General features: G+C 46.9%; 16 protein-coding genes. 6 read left to right on the top strand and 10 right to left on the bottom strand.

Annotated features, from left to right (window positions below):
- Positions 1-27: 27 nt before the first annotated feature.
- Complete coding sequence (ppk1, locus tag FIU99_RS03435; RefSeq protein WP_152472018.1) at positions 28-2,139, top strand: polyphosphate kinase 1; 2,112 nt, start codon at positions 28-30, stop codon at positions 2,137-2,139.
- Positions 2,114-3,613, top strand: a complete 1,500-nt coding sequence (gene ppx, locus FIU99_RS03430; RefSeq protein WP_006959743.1) for an exopolyphosphatase — start codon at positions 2,114-2,116, stop codon at positions 3,611-3,613. The genes ppk1 and ppx overlap by 26 nt, the downstream gene beginning before the upstream one ends.
- A 100-nt stretch (positions 3,614-3,713) precedes the next feature.
- On the opposite strand, the gene FIU99_RS03425 is transcribed toward ppx, so the two are convergent.
- Genes FIU99_RS03425 through phoB form a run of 3 tightly spaced genes read right to left on the bottom strand, consistent with a single transcriptional unit; the run spans position 3,714 to position 6,687 of the window.
- Positions 3,714-4,673, bottom strand: a complete 960-nt coding sequence (locus FIU99_RS03425) for a PstS family phosphate ABC transporter substrate-binding protein (protein WP_006959745.1) — start codon at positions 4,671-4,673, stop codon at positions 3,714-3,716.
- Positions 4,673-5,971 (bottom strand): phosphate regulon sensor histidine kinase PhoR, encoded by a 1,299-nt coding sequence (gene phoR, locus FIU99_RS03420; RefSeq protein WP_006959747.1) that lies wholly within the window; start codon positions 5,969-5,971, stop codon positions 4,673-4,675. Before phoR ends, FIU99_RS03425 begins: the two co-directional genes overlap by 1 nt.
- Positions 5,972-5,997: 26 nt before the next feature.
- The gene (gene phoB, locus FIU99_RS03415) at positions 5,998-6,687 is read right to left on the bottom strand and encodes a phosphate regulon transcriptional regulator PhoB (RefSeq protein ID WP_006959748.1); all 690 of its coding nucleotides are present in this window, start codon (positions 6,685-6,687) and stop codon (positions 5,998-6,000) included.
- Positions 6,688-6,894: 207 nt separating this feature from the next.
- On the opposite strand from phoB, the gene rdgC reads away from it, so the two are divergent.
- From rdgC to FIU99_RS03395, 3 genes are all read left to right on the top strand, one after another.
- Positions 6,895-7,809: a recombination-associated protein RdgC gene (gene rdgC, locus FIU99_RS03405; protein ID WP_006959750.1), complete on the top strand. Its 915-nt coding sequence runs from the start codon at positions 6,895-6,897 to the stop codon at positions 7,807-7,809.
- Between the two features lie 163 nt (positions 7,810-7,972).
- Positions 7,973-9,373, top strand: a complete 1,401-nt coding sequence (gene yegQ / locus FIU99_RS03400) for a tRNA 5-hydroxyuridine modification protein YegQ (RefSeq protein WP_006959751.1) — start codon at positions 7,973-7,975, stop codon at positions 9,371-9,373.
- Positions 9,374-9,375: 2 nt separating this feature from the next.
- Positions 9,376-9,630 carry a YfhL family 4Fe-4S dicluster ferredoxin gene (locus tag FIU99_RS03395; RefSeq protein WP_006959752.1) on the top strand — a complete coding sequence of 85 codons (255 nt, stop codon included), beginning with the start codon at positions 9,376-9,378 and terminating at the stop codon, positions 9,628-9,630.
- A 53-nt stretch (positions 9,631-9,683) separates the two neighbouring features.
- Here FIU99_RS03395 and mepA read toward each other — a convergent pair whose 3' ends face one another.
- Together mepA and FIU99_RS03385 are read right to left on the bottom strand one after the other, a co-directional pair.
- Entirely contained in the window at positions 9,684-10,538 is an 855-nt protein-coding gene (mepA, locus tag FIU99_RS03390) for a penicillin-insensitive murein endopeptidase (protein WP_006959753.1), read from the bottom strand.
- 23 nt (positions 10,539-10,561) lie between these two features.
- The gene (locus FIU99_RS03385) at positions 10,562-10,894 is read right to left on the bottom strand and encodes a DUF1904 domain-containing protein (protein ID WP_006959754.1); all 333 of its coding nucleotides are present in this window, start codon (positions 10,892-10,894) and stop codon (positions 10,562-10,564) included.
- Between the two features lie 160 nt (positions 10,895-11,054).
- Between FIU99_RS03385 and FIU99_RS03380 the strand changes: the two genes are divergently transcribed.
- Complete coding sequence (locus tag FIU99_RS03380) at positions 11,055-11,984, top strand: substrate-binding domain-containing protein (RefSeq protein ID WP_039951744.1); 930 nt, start codon at positions 11,055-11,057, stop codon at positions 11,982-11,984.
- Positions 11,985-12,065: 81 nt separating this feature from the next.
- On the opposite strand, the gene secF is transcribed toward FIU99_RS03380, so the two are convergent.
- From secF to queA, 5 genes are all read right to left on the bottom strand, one after another.
- Positions 12,066-13,013, bottom strand: a complete 948-nt coding sequence (gene secF, locus FIU99_RS03375; RefSeq protein WP_006959756.1) for a protein translocase subunit SecF — start codon at positions 13,011-13,013, stop codon at positions 12,066-12,068.
- Positions 13,014-13,027: 14 nt separating this feature from the next.
- A complete protein-coding gene (secD, locus tag FIU99_RS03370) occupies positions 13,028-14,884 on the bottom strand; it encodes a protein translocase subunit SecD (RefSeq protein ID WP_080555930.1) in 1,857 nt (618 codons plus the stop codon).
- A gap of 21 nt (positions 14,885-14,905) precedes the next feature.
- Positions 14,906-15,232, bottom strand: a complete 327-nt coding sequence (gene yajC, locus FIU99_RS03365) for a preprotein translocase subunit YajC (RefSeq protein WP_006959758.1) — start codon at positions 15,230-15,232, stop codon at positions 14,906-14,908.
- Between the two features lie 176 nt (positions 15,233-15,408).
- Entirely contained in the window at positions 15,409-16,545 is a 1,137-nt protein-coding gene (tgt, locus tag FIU99_RS03360; RefSeq protein WP_006959759.1) for a tRNA guanosine(34) transglycosylase Tgt, read from the bottom strand.
- Positions 16,546-16,717: 172 nt separating this feature from the next.
- Complete coding sequence (queA, locus tag FIU99_RS03355) at positions 16,718-17,770, bottom strand: tRNA preQ1(34) S-adenosylmethionine ribosyltransferase-isomerase QueA (RefSeq protein WP_006959760.1); 1,053 nt, start codon at positions 17,768-17,770, stop codon at positions 16,718-16,720.
- Between the last annotated feature and the right edge of the window lie 307 nt (positions 17,771-18,077).

Raw genomic sequence — 18,077 nt, 5'->3', positions numbered from 1 at the left:
GTTAGGCTCGTCAGTAAAGGTCAGGTTATGAGTGCAGAAAAGCTTTACATTGAAAAAGAATTGAGTTGGTTGTCTTTCAATGAACGTGTGCTCCAAGAAGCCGCAGATAAAACGGTGCCTCTCATCGAAAGAATTCGTTTTTTAGGTATATTTTCCAATAATTTAGATGAATTCTATAAAGTCCGATTTGCCGATGTGAAACGTCGAATCCTAATTAATCAGGAACGTGGTGGTAACGACAATTCCAAACACTTGCTGACTAAAATGCAGACCAAGGCTCTCAAACTTAACGAACGCTTCGATGAGTTATACGCTGAGCTGATCCGCGACATGGCGCGCCGACGTATCTTTCTCGTCAATGAAACTCAGCTCAACGAGTCGCAAGAAAAGTGGGTCAAAAAGTATTTCCGCAATCAGGTTCTCCCACATATCACCCCTCTTCTGATGCGAGACGATATTGATGTCCTGCAGTTTCTTAAAGATGAGTACGCTTACATCGCGGTTGAACTGCGTAAAGAAGAGCAGAAGCAATATGCGTTGATCGAGATCCCGACCGATCACCTGCCCCGCTTTGTGATGGTTCCCGAGCAGAAAGGCAAACGACGCAAAACCATTATCTTACTCGACAATATAATTCGTTACTGCCTTGATGAGTTGTTTAGCGGCTTTTTTGATTATGACGAGCTAAACGGTTACGCGATGAAAATGACTCGCGACGCGGAATATGACCTTAGCCATGAGGTGGAACATAGCCTACTTGAGCAGATGTCAGAAGGGGTCAGTCAGCGTCTGACGGCAATGCCGGTCCGCTTCGTTTACGAACGTGACATGCCGGAAGAAATGCTGGAGTTTCTGTGCCACAAACTGCAAATATCCAACTACGATAGCTTGATTCCCGGTGGGCGTTACCACAATTTCAAAGACTTCATCGGCTTTCCCAATGTCGGACGCGAGTATTTGGAAAACAAGCCATTGCCACCGATGAAGTGCGCCGATTTCGACGGCTATGCCAACAAATTTGATGCGATCAAAAATCAGGACATCCTGCTTTACTACCCATACCACAGCTTTGAGCACATTTCTGAGTTAGTCCGCCAAGCTTCATTCGACCCTAAAGTGCTCAGCGTTAAGATCAATATTTACCGTGTCGCCAAAGACTCTCGTCTGATGAACTCGTTGATCGATGCAGTACACAATGGCAAGCAGGTAACGGTCGTTGTAGAACTGCAAGCTCGATTCGACGAAGAAGCCAATATTGAATGGTCAAAAGTCCTCACTGAAGCTGGCGTGCAAGTCATTTTTGGTGCTCCGGGTCTGAAAATCCACTCCAAACTCCTACTCATTAGCCGACGAGAAAACGATGAAATCATCCGCTATGCCCATATCGGAACTGGTAACTTTCATGAAAAAACGGCCCGTATTTATACCGATTTCTCATTACTGACTGCTGACCCAGAAATCACTAATGAAGTACGCAATGTCTTCGGTTATATCGAAAATCCATACCGTCCAGTAAGGTTTGAACACCTGATAGTTTCACCACGTAACTCACGCAAACAACTCTATCGTCTAATCGATGGTGAAATCGCCAATGCTAAAGCTGGAAAAAAGGCCGCCATTACACTGAAAGTGAATAATCTGGTCGACAAAGGTCTGGTCAATAAGCTCTACGGTGCCAGTGCTTCTGGGGTAGAAATCAAGATGATTATCCGCGGGATGTGTTCATTGGTACCTGGGGTCGAAGGAGTCAGTGAAAACATTAAGATCATCAGCATCGTTGATCGTTTTCTTGAGCATCCGCGGGTCATCATCACGCACAATGATGGAGATCCACAGGTTTACATTTCCTCCGCTGACTGGATGACACGCAATATCGACTACCGCATCGAAGTTGCTGCTCCAGTGCGTGACCAACGTCTTAAACAGCGAATTATTGATATCATTAACATCCACTTTACCGATACAGTAAAGGCCCGCTGGATAGACAAAGAAATGAGCAATACCTATGTTCCGAGAGGTAACCGTAAGAAAGTTCGCTCGCAGATTGCTATTTATGACTATCTTAAAAATGTAGAAAAACAAACAAAGAAACGTAAAGAACAGTCCCTTACTCATGACTCAATCTCCGGAAATTCGTGATGTTGCCGCAATTGACCTTGGCTCTAACAGCTTCCACATGGTGGTGGCTCGTGTCGTAGACCAAGATCTGCAACTGGTCAGCCGACATAAGCAGCGAGTTCGCCTCGCTGCTGGCTTAGATGCTCAAAAAAATCTAGATAATGCTTCGATTGAGCGAGGCCTTGAATGCCTTGCTATGTTTGCGGAACGCCTACAAGGCTTCGAGGAATGCAATGTACGTATTGCGGCTACACATACTCTTCGTCAAGCCAACAATGCCCACATTTTCCTCCAACGTGCGAGAGAAGTGCTGCCATTCCCTATTGAAATTATCCCCGGCGTCGAAGAAGCACGTTTAATCTACCTTGGGGTAGCACACACCCAGCCAGAGTCAGACTCAAAACTCGTGGTTGATATTGGTGGCGGCAGTACTGAGATGATCATTGGCAGGGGGTTTGACCCGGAGCTGATCAACAGTAAACAAATGGGTTGCGTCAGCTATACCAAGCTTTACTTCGCTAACGGCAAGCTCTCGCGCAAAAATTTTGCTAAAGCAATACTCGCAGCCGAACAAAGATTAGAATCCATTGCTCATCGTTACTGTAAGAAAGGTTGGGAGATTGCGTTTGGCTCGTCGGGTACGATTAAAGCGATTCGAGAAGTCTTGATTGGCATGGGCTACGATGATGGCATCATCACCGCTAAGCGTCTCGACAAGTTAGTCGAAAAGCTGTGTGAATGGCCCACGATTGAGGATATTGATCTCAGTGGGTTAACACCAGACAGAAAGCCTGTTTTTGCCGCCGGCGTGGCCATTCTGATGGCGATCTTTAAAGACCTCAAAATAGACGAAATACACTTTTCAGAAGGTGCGTTACGTGAAGGTTTGCTGTTCGAAATGGAAGATGGTTTTAAACGATCAGATATTCGGATGAGAACCACGGAAAACCTAGCCAGCAAGCATTTGGTTGACCTTGACCATGCGGCAAGAATTAAACATCAGGCGCAATCTTTCCTGCAACAGGTGCATCAGGATCTCGGTATCAAAAAGAGCTCAGAGCTATTTGATTTGCTCGACTGGAGCGCCCTGCTTCATGAAGTCGGCCTCAGCATCAGTTTACAAGCCTTCCATCGTCATTCCGCTTATATTCTTCGTCACACCTACATGCCAGGGTTTAACCGCGAACAACAAACGGTGCTGGCCATGCTAGTCCGCTTTCAGCGTAAGGCGCTTAAGCTACATGAAATGGAAGAGTTCACGTTATTCAAGAAAAAACACATCATTGGTGTGATTCGTATCTTACGCCTCGCGATCTTACTCAACGGTCAACGTAACGAAGACGCTTTGCCAAAACTGATGTTGAGCATAGACGGTGATACATGGACATTGATTTCAGACGATGACGAGTGGCTAGAGCACAACAAACTGCTGCATGCTGATTTGATGACTGAACAAGAATACTGGCACAACGCGGGTTGGGCGCTGAATTTCTAACTGTATAGCCTGAGATGCTCGATAACCATTGGTAGTGTTATCGGGTTGCTTAACAAAGTAAGTTAGATACGCTTACAGCGGTGAGCATCAAATCAGACGCTTAATCGACAATACCTACTTTTGCCAGCTCACTGCGTGCAATCTCTTCGGAGATCGGCACATAGCCATCTTTTTCGACCAGTTTTTGCCCTTGCTGTGAGTACATAAAGCGAATGAATTCTCGCTCAATCGGCGGTAGCGGTTTAAACGGGTTCTTGTTTACGTAGACATAGAGATAGCGTGATAGTGGGTACTTACCTGTCAGGATGTTTTCCTGACTCGCCTCAATGTAATCCTCACCCTGCTTAGCAATGGGAAGCAGTTTCACTCCAGAGACTTGGTAACCTACCCCAGAGTACCCAATAGTATTGATCGCAGAGGCAACGGATTGAACAACGGACGCTGAGCCTGGCTGTTCATTGACATTACTTTTAAAGTCTCCGCCACACAGCGCATTATTCTTAAAGTATCCGTAAGTACCAGAGACCGAGTTACGACCGAACAACTGCATACTGCGTTTAGCCCAATGATAATCGAGCCCTAACTCAGCCCAAGTAGAAATAGATTGAGTCCCGCCACAACGCAGCGTTGCAGAAAAAATATTGTCTAGCTGTGTAAAGTTGAGCCCTTTCAGCGGGTTGTCTCGGTGAACGAAGATTCCAATCGCATCAATGGCAATTCTGAGTTCTGTTGGCTTGTAGCCGTGTTCACGCTCAAAGGCTTCAATTTCCCGATTTCGCATCGGTCGGCTCATTGGCCCGAATTGAGCAGTCCCTTCGGTTAACGCTGGCGGAGCCGTTGAAGAACCAGAGGCTTGCACCTGACCATTCACGCTCGGGTAAAGTTGCTTAAACTCTTCTACCCACAAGGTTGTCATGCCTGCTAATGTGTCAGAACCAACACTGGTTAAACTCCCGGTAATACCGGGCACTTTTTGATATTCAGATAGGCTCGTTGAAGCCGCTTGAACACCAAAGGAAAAGCAGGCAGAAACAATAAGAGTAGTGAGCGCTAACTTCATTAATTCACCACCAAGCGCGGCGGTAGAACGAATGAGAATTTACTGCCGACACCCACTTCGGACTGTATTTCTAGATGCGAGTCGTGATGCGTCAAAGCGTGTTTCACGATCGCCAGACCAAGGCCGCTTCCTCCGGTATCTCTAGATCGTGCTTTGTCCACTCGATAGAAGCGCTCAGTGAGTCGGTGTAGGTGTTGAGGTTCAATGCCTTCGCCTCCATCTTCCACCTCTAAACATGCACCCTGCGCAGTCTGATACCAACGCACTCGAACATCCGCTCCTGCTGGCGTGTATTTCACCGCGTTATAAACCAAGTTTGAAATGGCACTACGTAATTGGTCTTCATCACCAAGTACACGCAGGCTGTTATCAATATCAAAGTTCAGCTTATGCTGCTGATCGCCACTCAGGCTCGCCGCTTCTTTCTCCAACACATCTAGCATTGCTGGGACGTTCACTACATCTTCCAGTTCATGCATTGGTGCCGCTTCAATCTTAGATAATGTGAGTAATTGATTAACCAAGCTGTTCATACGATTGAGCTGCTCGGTCATTACGCCATGGGCTTTGGTCCACATCGGGCCGACAACCATATCCGGGTCTTCAGTCATTTCAAGATAGCCTTGCAACACCGTCATTGGCGTACGCAGCTCATGAGAGACATTGGCAAAGAAGTTACGACGCATGCCTTCTAACTGCTTAAGCTGAGACACATCACGTACCACCATCAGGTGCTCACCTTCGGTGTACGGTACAATACGCAGCTCAAGCATACGCTCGACATTAAGTGGCGAACGCATTTCAAGCGGCTCAGAGAAATCTTGTTTATTAAGATACTTAATGAAATCTGGCGTGCGGATAAGGTTGGAAATCGGCTGACCTGAATCGTCCGGCCAACGGAAGCCGAGTAAGTGTTGGGCGAGCTTGTTGCACCAAACAATGTTGCCTTCACTACGGAACACAACAACCGCATCCGGTAAGGATTCAGCACCATTGCGGAATCGGCGAATCAGATTGGTCAGCTCTTTGCGCTTTTTACGCTGGCGCTGCTGCAAGCGGTAGATACCGTTAAATAACGACTCCCAGTTGCCGCTTCCCGATGGTGGTGTCAGGCGCTTTTCATCCCACAACCACGCCGACAGGCGCATCTGATTATGCAGATGCCATACAAGCTGCAAAACCGTGGCAGCTAGAAGCAACCACGGCATATGACCGAAAATCCATCCGACAATCACCCAAGGGGTGTAAAAAAAAGCCAGCTCCCAGGCTAGCTTTTTCCAAGTTAACCGCTCTACCACTTACCTCTCCAGATGGTAAATTTAAATTATGCCTTGGTTGAGAAACGGTAGCCTGCACCACGTACCGTCTGAATCAACTTGTCATGGCCTGCCGCTTCTAACGCCTTGCGCAGACGACGAATGTGTACATCAACAGTACGGTCTTCAACATACACGTTGGTTCCCCATACGTTGTTCAACAGTTGCTCGCGGCTGTAAACACGCTCTTGGTGCGTCATAAAAAAGTGCAGCATCTTGAACTCAGTTGGGCCCATATCCAGTGGCTGATCGTTCGCGGTTACACGGTGCGAGACTGGATCCAGTTTCAAGCCCTGCACATCAATCACATCTTCAAGTGCCGTTGGCGTCACACGGCGAATCACCGCTTTAAGACGCGCCACCAGCTCTTTTGGCGAGAATGGCTTAGTGATGTAGTCATCTGCGCCGACTTCCAGACCACGAACCTTGTCTTCTTCTTCACCACGTGCTGTTAACATCACAACTGGAATGTTGCGCGTCAGCTCTTCACGTTTCATATGTTTGATGAAGTTGATGCCGCTGCCACCAGGTAGCATCCAGTCTAGCAATACTAGATCTGGGAAGGGTTCAGCTAGCTTAGTCACCGCACTATCGTAGTCTTCAGCTTCGACCGCTTGGTAACCTTTTTGCTCAAGAACAAAGCAAAGCATTTCACGAATTGGTGCTTCGTCTTCAACAACCAGAATCCTTCTAGACATAATTGAATAACCTTTGAGTTAGTTGAATTTAATCGGGTATTTACCCTTTGCAACGATAGGCATTATTACCATCAATTATGACACTTTTGTGACCTTTGAAAACAAATTTTCATATAACTTTCATCCCACTATTGCGCGCTTGCATTAGGACAAGCGCAGCAAAAGTCTTTATGATGAGCGACCAAACTTCAGGTATAGAGAAAGTGTATGTGGTTTAAAAACTGTCTGGTTTACCGTTTTAACCGAGATATTGAATTCAAAGCAGACGAGCTGGAAAAGCAGCTTGAAGAGTTTCGTTTTACACCGTGTGGTAGTCAGGACAAGCAAAAGTTTGGCTGGGTCACTGCTATGGGTAAACATGGCGACATGATGACTCACGTATCTGAAAACCGCATTCTGATCTGCGCGAAGAAAGAAGAGAAAATGCTGCCAGCGTCTGTGATCAAAGAATCACTCAATGCAAAAGTTGAGGCGATGGAAGCACAAGAAGGCCGACCTCTGAAGAAAAAAGAGAAAGATAATCTCAAAGATGACATTGTCATGGATTTGCTACCGCGCGCATTCAGCCGCAGCAACCATACCTTTGTTCTTATTCTGCCTAAAGAAGGCTTTATTTTGGTAGATGCCAGCAGCTATAAGAAAGCGGAAGATGTGCTCGCCCTTCTGCGTAAGACCATGGGTAGCCTACCTGTCGTGCCAGCCATTCCAGAGAAAGCCGTTGAAACCACATTAACTGAATGGGTGAAAACGGGCGAAACTCCAGTTGGAATGCAAATGTTGGACGAAGCTGAACTTAAGTCGGTTCTCGAAGAAGGCGGTGTGATCCGCTGTAAGAAACAAGAACTGACGGCAGACGAAATTCGCAGTCACATCGATGCCGATAAGGTAGTCACTAAACTGGCTCTTTGGTGGCAAGAGCGTATTGAGTTCATTCTGGCAGAAGATGGCAGTATCAAGCGCCTTAAATTCTCTGATGAACTGAAAGATCAGAATGATGATATTCCTCGTGAAGATCAGGCTGCACGATTTGACGCTGACTTCTCACTCATGTGCGGCGAGTTAAGCGCCTTCCTGCCGAACTTATACGAGTGTTTAGGCGGATTACCTCACCCTAACGCTTAACCTCCTCTCTAGGTGCTCGACGTGTTCGAGCGCCTATCTGTAATCTCCTCACCTAAGTTATGGACTTTTTTCTAGTCACAGGTCACGTTTTGGCGTAAAATTTGCGCCCCAATTCCATAAGGTGGAATGGACCTGACTTGAGATCAGACTAAGAGAATTACACATGACTACTGAGAAAGCATTCGTACCTGAGCTACTGTCACCAGCGGGTAGCCTGAAAAATATGCGTTACGCCTTTGCCTATGGTGCAGACGCGGTATACGCAGGCCAGCCTCGTTACAGCCTTCGCGTACGTAACAACGAGTTCAACCACGAAAACCTAAAAATTGGTATCGACGAAGCGCACGCTCAAGGCAAAAAGCTTTACGTGGTATGTAACATCCAGCCACACAACTCCAAGCTAAAGACCTTCATCCGTGACCTTAAGCCTGTGGTTGAAATGGGTCCTGATGCGCTCATCATGTCGGATCCGGGGCTGATTATGATGGTTCGTGAAGCATTCCCAGAGATGCCAATTCACCTGTCAGTTCAAGCCAACGCCGTCAACTGGGCAACGGTTAAATTCTGGGCAGCCAATGGCGTTGAACGTGTGATTGTTTCTCGTGAGCTTTCTCTGGAAGAGATCGAAGAAATTCGCGAGCACTGTCCTGAAACCGAACTTGAAGTGTTCGTTCACGGTGCGCTTTGTATGGCTTACTCTGGTCGTTGTCTCCTATCTGGTTACATCAACAAGCGTGACCCTAACCAAGGTACATGCACCAATGCATGTCGTTGGGAATACAACGTCGAAAAAGGCAAAGAGAACGACTCTGGCGATATCGTTGAAGCCTTCGACCCTAACGAAGCGCAAGCCGTTGAAGTGCAAGATGAACGCCCTGAGGCAACACTTGGTCTAGGTAAACCAACCGACGAAGTGGTACTGCTTTCTGAAAGCCACCGCCCAGAAGAAAAGATGGCGGCGTTTGAAGATGAGCACGGCACTTACATCATGAACTCGAAAGACCTGCGTGCCATTCAGCATGTTGAGCGTCTGACTAAAATGGGTGTCCACTCACTAAAGATTGAAGGTCGTACTAAATCATTCTACTACTGTGCACGTACCGCTCAGGTTTATCGTAAAGCGATCGACGATGCTGTCGCGGGCAAGCCATTCGATGAAAGCCTGATGACCACACTTGAGAGCCTAGCTCACCGTGGCTATACAGAGGGTTTCCTACGTCGTCATACGCACGACACTTACCAAAATTACGACTACGGTTATTCCGTATCTGATGCTCAGCAATTTGTCGGTGAGTTCACGGGTAAACGTCGTGGTGATCTAGCTGAAGTTGAAGTAAAGAACAAATTCGTTATTGGTGACAGCCTTGAGCTTATGACACCGAAAGGCAACGTTGTCTTTACCCTCGAAGCGATGGAAAACCGTAAATCACAACCCGTTGATGACGCAAAAGGAAACGGCCACTTTGTTTTTATTCCTGTACCTCAGGACATGGACTTAGAATACGGTCTGTTAATGCGCAATCTTAATAATGGTCAGGATACCCGTAACCCAACAGGTAAATAACCATGGCGTTGTTGATCACGGATAAGTGCATTAACTGTGATATGTGTGACCCAGAGTGCCCAAACGGCGCGATTACCATGGGTGATACTATCTTTGAGATCGACCCCGATCTTTGCACTGAGTGTAAAGGCCACTATGAGAAGCCGACCTGTCAGTCGGTGTGCCCGATCACTAAGTGCATCATCACTGACCCAAATCATGTCGAGACTGAAGAAGAGTTGTTAGAAAAGTTCGTCATCATCCAAGGGTTAGCCTAAACAGAAAATGCCGCTCCATTGAGCGGCATTTTTATTCTATTGAGTAACCCTGATCAAATACTTTCCAGCAGTTGCTGGCATTCCATCGGCATCACTTTCATTTTTTTCTTCTTCGGTTTACTTACTGCGACTTTTGGAGCGGCAGGTTTAGGCTGTGGTTTCCAACTGGCCAACTCAGCGCCACATCCATCGCCTTTCGGAGGCGCAGCCTGTGGTTTGCAGGTGATGTTCCCTTCAGGGCATTTTAGCCTGACGTGCATATGATAATGATGCCCCCACCACGGCCGTACTTTTCTCAACCAGCTCCGTTCAGCCGATACTTCTTGTGTGCACAGTTTTTCTTTGATGACAGGGTGAACAAAGATGCGTGCAACTTCCTCATCACTCGCCGCCATTTTTATCAGCTCAAAATGGCGTTGGTCCCAGTTTCGTTTGACTAACTGATACTGCTGGAGGTTGACCACGCTCATTGGTTCGGGCTTGCTAAGCTGCTGCGAAGAAAGCTTATCATCAGCCAGCTTGAGCCAAATATCGATATCCAACCCCGTCTGATGGCTTGAATGCCCAGAGGAGAAGCGCCCTCCCTGAGGTAAGGAGATATCACCAATCAGAATACGAGTGTTAAGGCGCTTCGCAGCCAGAGCGGCTAAACGCTGAACAAAACTAACAGCCTGCGGGTGAGCATAGTAACGTTGTCGCTGGCTGCGTAATACTTGATAGCCTTCCCCTTGAAGAGGCAGTGCCGCCGCGCCTGTGAGACAACCGTTGGCATAGCTACCAATCGCTTGAGGAGATTGCGTCGAAGGTGATTGAATCCTCTCCCAAGGGCTGGCTTGAAGCGAAGATGTAAAAAGGAGAAGTACAATGAATCCAGCTTGCTTCAACCATCCTTTGATTGCCAATCCCATGTACTATCTCCTAACGTTTCTGTTTAGTAATGCTCACCGTTGTCGTAGTAAGCTTTAGCATCCAGAGCGGTAAAAATCACCGCGACATCCACATCTTCACCAATCATCCCACGCACTTGCTGAGTAATGATCTCTGCAACGGCATCCTGAGTTTGCTGTCCACGATAAAACCACAATACCTCAACAAACGGATACGCCTGACTCACCTCACCTTCATGATAAAACGTAGTGTAGATGTACTCGAATGTGAAATCTTCACGAGGGCAATCCATGTGCGGCTGCAACTCATCAATCAGAGATTTCGATAAGGTTTGAACCGTTTGCGGCTCGACAGCACGAAAACGTAAATGTGGCATAACTTACTTCCCTTTTTAGTCTTTTCTCCATCATATCAACTCCAACAATAATGTCTTGTCGATTGGACTCCTTGATGATCTTAACGCACATCAACTAGGGTTAATGTTAACCCCTATCGCATCAACTCTTGAGTGCCAGATGGGTAGAAGGAGAAACACTATGACACGAAGATTGATGTACTTGCTTGTCCTCACATACAGCTCTTTTTCGTTTGCTCAGGATTGCATTGGCGTGGTCCCAGCAGGCTCAGTGCATGATTTCTGGAAGTCGGTCAAAGCAGGTAGTGAAAAAGCAGGCCAGGAACTAGGCATTAAAATTTACTTTCGTGGTCCCCACGATGAATCTGATGTCAGTGCTCAGCGCTTCATCATCGATCAAGTCATGGAGAATGCCTGTATTGGCTTAGTCTTAGCACCGAATACCAGAGATAGAGCCTATGATGTCGCCCGCTTGAAAGAAGCGGGTGTACCCACAGTCTACTTTGATCGAGATACTGGCTCTCCTGATGTGGTCAGCGTGATTGCCACTAACAATTATCAAGCAGGCGTCCTCGCGGGAAAAGAAATGGCTAAAAAGCTAGGTAACAAAGGAAGGGTCGCGTTACTCAGAATGAAGAAAGGCGTGATTTCTACCGATGCTCGTGAAAAGGGCTTTGTCGATGGCGCAACTTCATCTGGGCTCGTCGTGGCTGTCGATGGTTATCTTGATACTAAAATTGGAGAAGCTCGTAAAAATGCGGAGCGAATTCTTCAAAGTCAGATTGCTGAATTGGACGGCATATTTACACCTAATGAATCCACTACGTTAGGTGTACTTATGGCTCTGGACACCGTCTCTGCCCCAGAGGGACTGATCCACATCGGCTTTGACTCCAATGACTCTCTGGTGAATGCACTCGAAGACGGTTCTATTTATGGGCTTATCATCCAGCAACCTTTCGAAATGGGCTACAAAAGTGTCTATACCGTATACCAAGCCTTTCTGGGCCAAGAGTATTCCAAAAACATCGCTACCGAGACCATTTTCGTCACTAAAGAAAACATGCTTTTGCCTAGCGTCAATCAGGCACTGTTAATGAAATACGATTAACTCAGACTGTGGTTAATTACGCCGATAAAAACAAAAGGCCGCTGACAAGTCAGCGGCCTTTTTCATACAACACATTTTGCCTTATGGCATTTCGTCAAACTCTGCGCCTTCTTTCTCAACTTGAGGCGGCATCAGATGCTCTTTAGTAATACCCAGTTTCAATGCCAGTGCCGAAGCCACATAGATTGAGGAGTATGTACCTACAGTGATACCCAGTAGAAGTGCAGTGGCGAAGCCATGAATCATAGCGCCGCCTTGCGTGAACAGAGCAATGACTACGAATAAGGTGGTACCGGATGTAATCAAGGTACGGCTCAATGTTTGTGTGATTGAGCTGTTCATGATTTCAGCTGGTTCGCCTTTACGCATCTTGCGGAAGTTTTCTCGAATACGGTCAAATACAACAATGGTATCGTTGAGCGAGTACCCCACTACCGTCAGCAAGGCTGCAACGATTGTCAGGTCAACCTCGATTTGCATCAAGGAGAACACGCCAAGCGTAATGATAACGTCGTGTGCCAGAGCAAGTACCGCACCAGCCGCTAAACGCCATTCGAATCGCACCGAAACGTAAATCAGGATACAGATAAGAGAAACGATGATCGCCAGACCACCTGCTTCTGTTAGCTCATCACCTACGTTTGGCCCTACAAACTCGATACGGCGCATTTCAACGCTTTCACCAGTGCCTTCCTTGATGGCAGAAAGAATTTGGTTACCCAAAGTCTCACCTGCGACACCATCACGAGGGCGCAAACGAACCATCACATCACGAGCACTACCAAAGTTTTGAACCGTTGCGTCACCAAAACCTTTTGCTTCCAGCGCAGTACGAATCTCTTCCAAATCAGCAGGCTGCTCAAAGCCAACTTCAATCAGCGTACCGCCAGTGAAGTCTAGGCCCCAGTTCAACCACTTAGTAGAAAGAGTAAAAATCGACGCGCCAATCATCAGGATCGACAGCACGAAGGCGAATTTCGACCAACGCATAAAGTCGATCAATTTGTCTGCTTTTAGAATCTGAAACATAATAATTCCTAGCCTTAGATCGACAGTTTGTTGATGCGCTTACCACCGTACATCAGGTTCACGATACAACGTGTACCAATGATGGCAGTAAACATAGACGTTAAGATACCGATAGACAGTGTCACCGCGAAGCCTTTGATTGCGCCTGTACCTACAGCAAACAGGATTATTGCGGTAATCAAAGTGGTGATGTTGGCATCGGCAATGGTACTGAATGCGTTCGCATAGCCTTGATGGATCGCCTGCTGAGGGTTTCTTCCGTCACGTAACTCTTCACGTATCCGTTCGAAAATCAAGACGTTAGCATCAACCGCCATACCGACTGTAAGAACAATACCGGCAATACCAGGCAACGTCATCGTTGCTCCAGGAATCATCGACATCACACCAATAATCAGTACGAGGTTTACCATAAGAGCAGTATTGGCAATCAGACCAAACTTACGGTAGTAAAGCAGCGTGAATAGCATAACTGCCGCCATACCCCAGATACACGCCATGATACCCATGTCGATGTTCTGCTGACCCATCGATGGACCAATCGTACGTTCTTCAACAATAGAAATTGGTGCAATCAGAGCACCTGCACGAAGCAGTAGCGCTAGGTTGTGCGCTTCAGCCGCCGAGTCGATACCTGTGATGCGGAAGTTACGGCCAAGCGCTGATTGAATCGTTGCTTGGTTGATCACTTCTTCATGCTTAGTCAGGATAACGCGACCATCTGCCGTCTTACGTCCACTGTCTTTGTATTCTGCAAACACGGTTGCCATCAGCTTGCCAATGTTCTTCTTAGAGAACGCTGACATCTTGTTACCACCTTCGCTATCTAGCGAGATGTTAACTTGCGGGCGGCCATACTCATCCACGCTTGAGCTCGCGTCAGTGATGCTAGAACCACCTAGGATAACGCGTTTCTTAAGCACAACCGGACGACCATCACGGTCTTGTTTGATTTCACTGCCCGCTGGCGCTCGGCCACTGGCTGCAGCAGCGAGGTCTGCTTTGTCGTCGACTTCGCGGAATTCAAGCGTTGCCGTCGCACCCAGAATTTCCTTCGCACGAGCGGTATCCTGAACACCTGGTAGTTCAACAACAATGCGGCTTGCGCCCTGACGCTGTACAAGTGGTTCAGCAACACCCAGTTCGTTAACACGGTTACGCAGAATAGTAATGTTCTGCTCAACAGCGTAGTTACGAATTTCGGTCAGACGTTGCTCAGTAAAAGTGGCAGTCAGAGTGAAACGACCATCAGAGTCTGAGTCAACAAAGGTCATATCAGGATGATTTTGCTGCAGTAAGCGTTTGGCATCCGCAAGCTGCTCTTCATTGCGCAGCAAGACTTCAACCGCCTCTTTGCCTGAAGGGCGAATCGCACGGTAGCGAATCTTTTCTTCACGCAGTTCACTACGGAAAGCTTCTTCCTGCTGGCTGACCAGTTTCTCCATCGCAGCGTCCATATCTACTTCCATCAGGAAGTGAACACCACCTCGAAGGTCAAGACCGAGCTTCATTGGCGCTGCGCCAATTGCTTCTAACCAGTCTGGAGTTGCAGGAGCTAGGTTAAGAGCAACAATATTGTCTTTACCCAGAGCTTCATTGATGACATCGCGCGCACTGATCTGAGTGTCGGTATCGTTGAAGCGTACAAGAATGGATCCATTTTCGAGAGCAATGGATTTATGAGATAAGCCCTTTTCATCAAGAGCTTCAGTGACAGAATCCAGCGTTGACATATCTACAGAGGCGCCACGCGCCCCTGTAACTTGAATTGCCGGATCTTCACCGTAGATATTTGGAAGTGCATACAATGCGGCGATAGCGATGGTAAACACCACCATCAAGTACTTCCATAACGGATAGCGGTTAAGCACAGCGAGGATCCTTTAGCTGTTTTATAGAGACTTCAGCGTACCTTTTGGTAGCACTGCAGTAACGAAATCTTTCTTGATCACAACTTCGTTATTCGTGTTTAGCTCGATTGAGATGTAGTCGTTGTCTTCTGCAATCTTAGTGATTTTACCCACTAGGCCACCGCTAGTCAGAACTTCATCACCTTTGCCCATAGAAGACATCAGGCTCTTGTGCTCTTTCACGCGTTTAGCTTGTGGACGGTAAATCATGAAGTAGAAAATTACCGCGAACATACCAAGCATGATTAGCATTTCGAAACCGCCGCCTGCTGGTGCACTTTCTGCTGCGTAAGCTGGAGAAATAATCATTAAAACAATCCTCTATTATTTTTTATTAATATTCCAAGTTGGGCCTACGCTTTTGAGTTTCAAGAGAAAGAGTGACTATTAGAGATCACTCTCTCAAAAATTCACTGCGTCTGCCTACTTTATTAGCAAAAGCCTCTGGCGAAATGCCAAAGGCTTTAATTCTTTTATCTAGTCAATTACTGCTCTTTCGCCAGTGGTGGCACTTCGCGACCACGACGCTCATAGAACTCTTTGACGAACTCATCAAAGCAATCTTCATCAATCGCCTTACGGATACTTTCCATCACACGTTGGTAGTAACGCAAGTTGTGAATGGTATTCAGGCGAGCACCTAGAATTTCATTACAGCGATCTAAGTGGTGTAGGTACGACTTAGAGTAATTCTGGCAAGTGTAACAGTCACACTCTGGATCCAATGGTGTTGTATCCGTTTTATGTTTCGCATTACGGATCTTGATCACACCACCAGTCACAAATAGGTGACCATTACGGGCATTACGCGTTGGCATTACGCAGTCAAACATATCAATACCGCGACGTACACCTTCTACTAAATCTTCTGGTTTGCCAACACCCATTAAGTAACGAGGTTTGTCTTCCGGAAGCTGTGGACAAGTGTGCTCAAGAATACGGTGCATGTCTTCTTTTGGTTCGCCAACAGCCAAACCACCGACTGCGTAGCCGTCGAAACCGATTTCCGTCAGGCCTTTCACCGATACATCACGTAGGTCTTCGTAAACACCACCTTGAACGATACCAAATAGGTTGTTCTGGTTTTCTAGCTTATCGAAATGATCACGTGAGCGCTGAGCCCAACGCAGCGACATTTCCATCGACTTCTTCGCCTCTGCGTGCGTCGCTGGGTATGGCGTGCACTCATCGAAGATCATCACGATGTCAGACCCAAGGTCTTTTTGGATTTCCATCGACTTTTCTGCGTCCATGAAAATCTTGTCACCGTTTACAGGGTTACGGAAGTGTACACCCTCTTCAGTGATCTTACGGATGTCACCTAGGCTGAATACCTGAAAACCGCCTGAGTCTGTCAGGATAGGACCGTGCCAGTTCATGAAATCGTGCAAGTCGCCATGCATTTTCATGATTTCCTGCCCCGGACGTAACCAAAGGTGGAAAGTGTTACCAAGAAGAATCTCAGCACCTGTGCCTTTAACTTCTTCAGGCGTCATACCTTTAACAGTACCGTAGGTACCAACAGGCATAAACGCAGGTGTCTGAACAGTGCCACGTTCAAAGGTCAGTTGACCACGACGTGCCACACCATCTTTCTTCTTAAGATCAAATTTTAACTTCACGAAGCCTCCAATTGTCAGAGAAACAGTCTGACGATATTTTCGGGGTTATCCCCATTAGGGAGCGGTCGCCTTCCATGCGAGATACAAATCAACCTATTGATTTGCGTCCTAGCTTACTGCTAGCACTCGTAAATAACTAAATTTCAAAAAAGCTGACTAGCGTAAGAGGCAGCTAGTCCGTTTTTTTCTTGATGAACATCGAATCACCATACGAGAAGAAACGATACTTGTTTTCTACCGCATGTTTGTACGCGTTCATCGTATTTTCATAACCTGCAAATGCACTGACCAACATGATCAGTGTCGACTCTGGCAGATGGAAGTTAGTGATTAAACAATCCACTAACTGATATTCGTAACCTGGGTAGATAAAGATTTCAGTATCACCAAAGAAGGGCGCAAGCGCAGTGCCTTTCTTCAATGCATCCTGAGCAGCACTTTCTAGGGAACGTACCGATGTTGTACCCACTGCAATGACTCGACTATTGCGCGCTTTCGCAGCGTTAATCGCATCCACCACTTCTTGGGGTACTTCCACATACTCTGCGTGCATGTGGTGATCGTTGATATTTTCGACCTTAACCGGTTGGAATGTACCGGCACCTACGTGAAGAGTCACATAAGCAAACTCAGCACCTTTCGCCTTGATTTTCTCAAGCAGCGCCTCATCAAAGTGCAGACCAGCTGTCGGCGCAGCCACTGCCCCCGGTTTTTCGTTATAAACCGTTTGGTAGCGCTCTTTATCTGAATCTTCATCTGGGCGATCAATATAAGGTGGAAGCGGCATGTGGCCGATCTCTTCCAAAACCGCCAACACGTTCTTCTCAGCATTGAATTTCAATTCAAACAAGGCGTCATGGCGGGCAACCATTTGTGCAGAATACTCGTCGTTCTCACCAATTAAGATGGTTGAACCCGGTTTAGGCGATTTAGAACAGCGCACATGAGCCAGAATGCTTTTTTCATCCAGCACACGTTCAACCAACACTTCCAGCTTACCGCCAGACTCTTTACGGCCAAACATACGCGCTGGAATCACACGAGTATTATTGAAAACCACAAGATCGCCCGGCTGCACTTGCTCAAGTACATCCGTAAACGTGCCATCGCTTAGCTCACCACTGTTGCCATCAAGTTGAAGCAAACGGCTCGCGGTGCGCTCAGGCTGAGGATAACGAGCTATCAGCTCATCGGGTAAATCAAAGTGGAAATCTGATACTTGCATGTTACTAATCTTTTGTCGTGGATTCTTACGTCGTGATGGAAGTCGAACTGATTCTGTCACAAACAGACGACGAGTTTTTCGCAGCCGACTAGTATATGCCGCACAAGCGCAATAGCAAGGATTGAGATGTGAATTATTGTAATCAATATTGAATTAACAGGTGTATCGAGGAAGGCTGTAAAATTTGCTGGATATTCTGTACATAATTCGCCACATTTTTTTCAAGGTTATCGGAATAAAAATCTATCCAGCTCTCATACTCCCGAGTGGAAAATTACTATATTAAAAGAGAACAAAACAATAACTC

The sequence above is a fragment of the Vibrio sp. THAF64 genome (assembly GCF_009363455.1).
Lineage (GTDB): Bacteria > Pseudomonadota > Gammaproteobacteria > Enterobacterales > Vibrionaceae > Vibrio > Vibrio coralliilyticus.
This window is presented reverse-complemented; position numbering and strand designations above follow the sequence as displayed.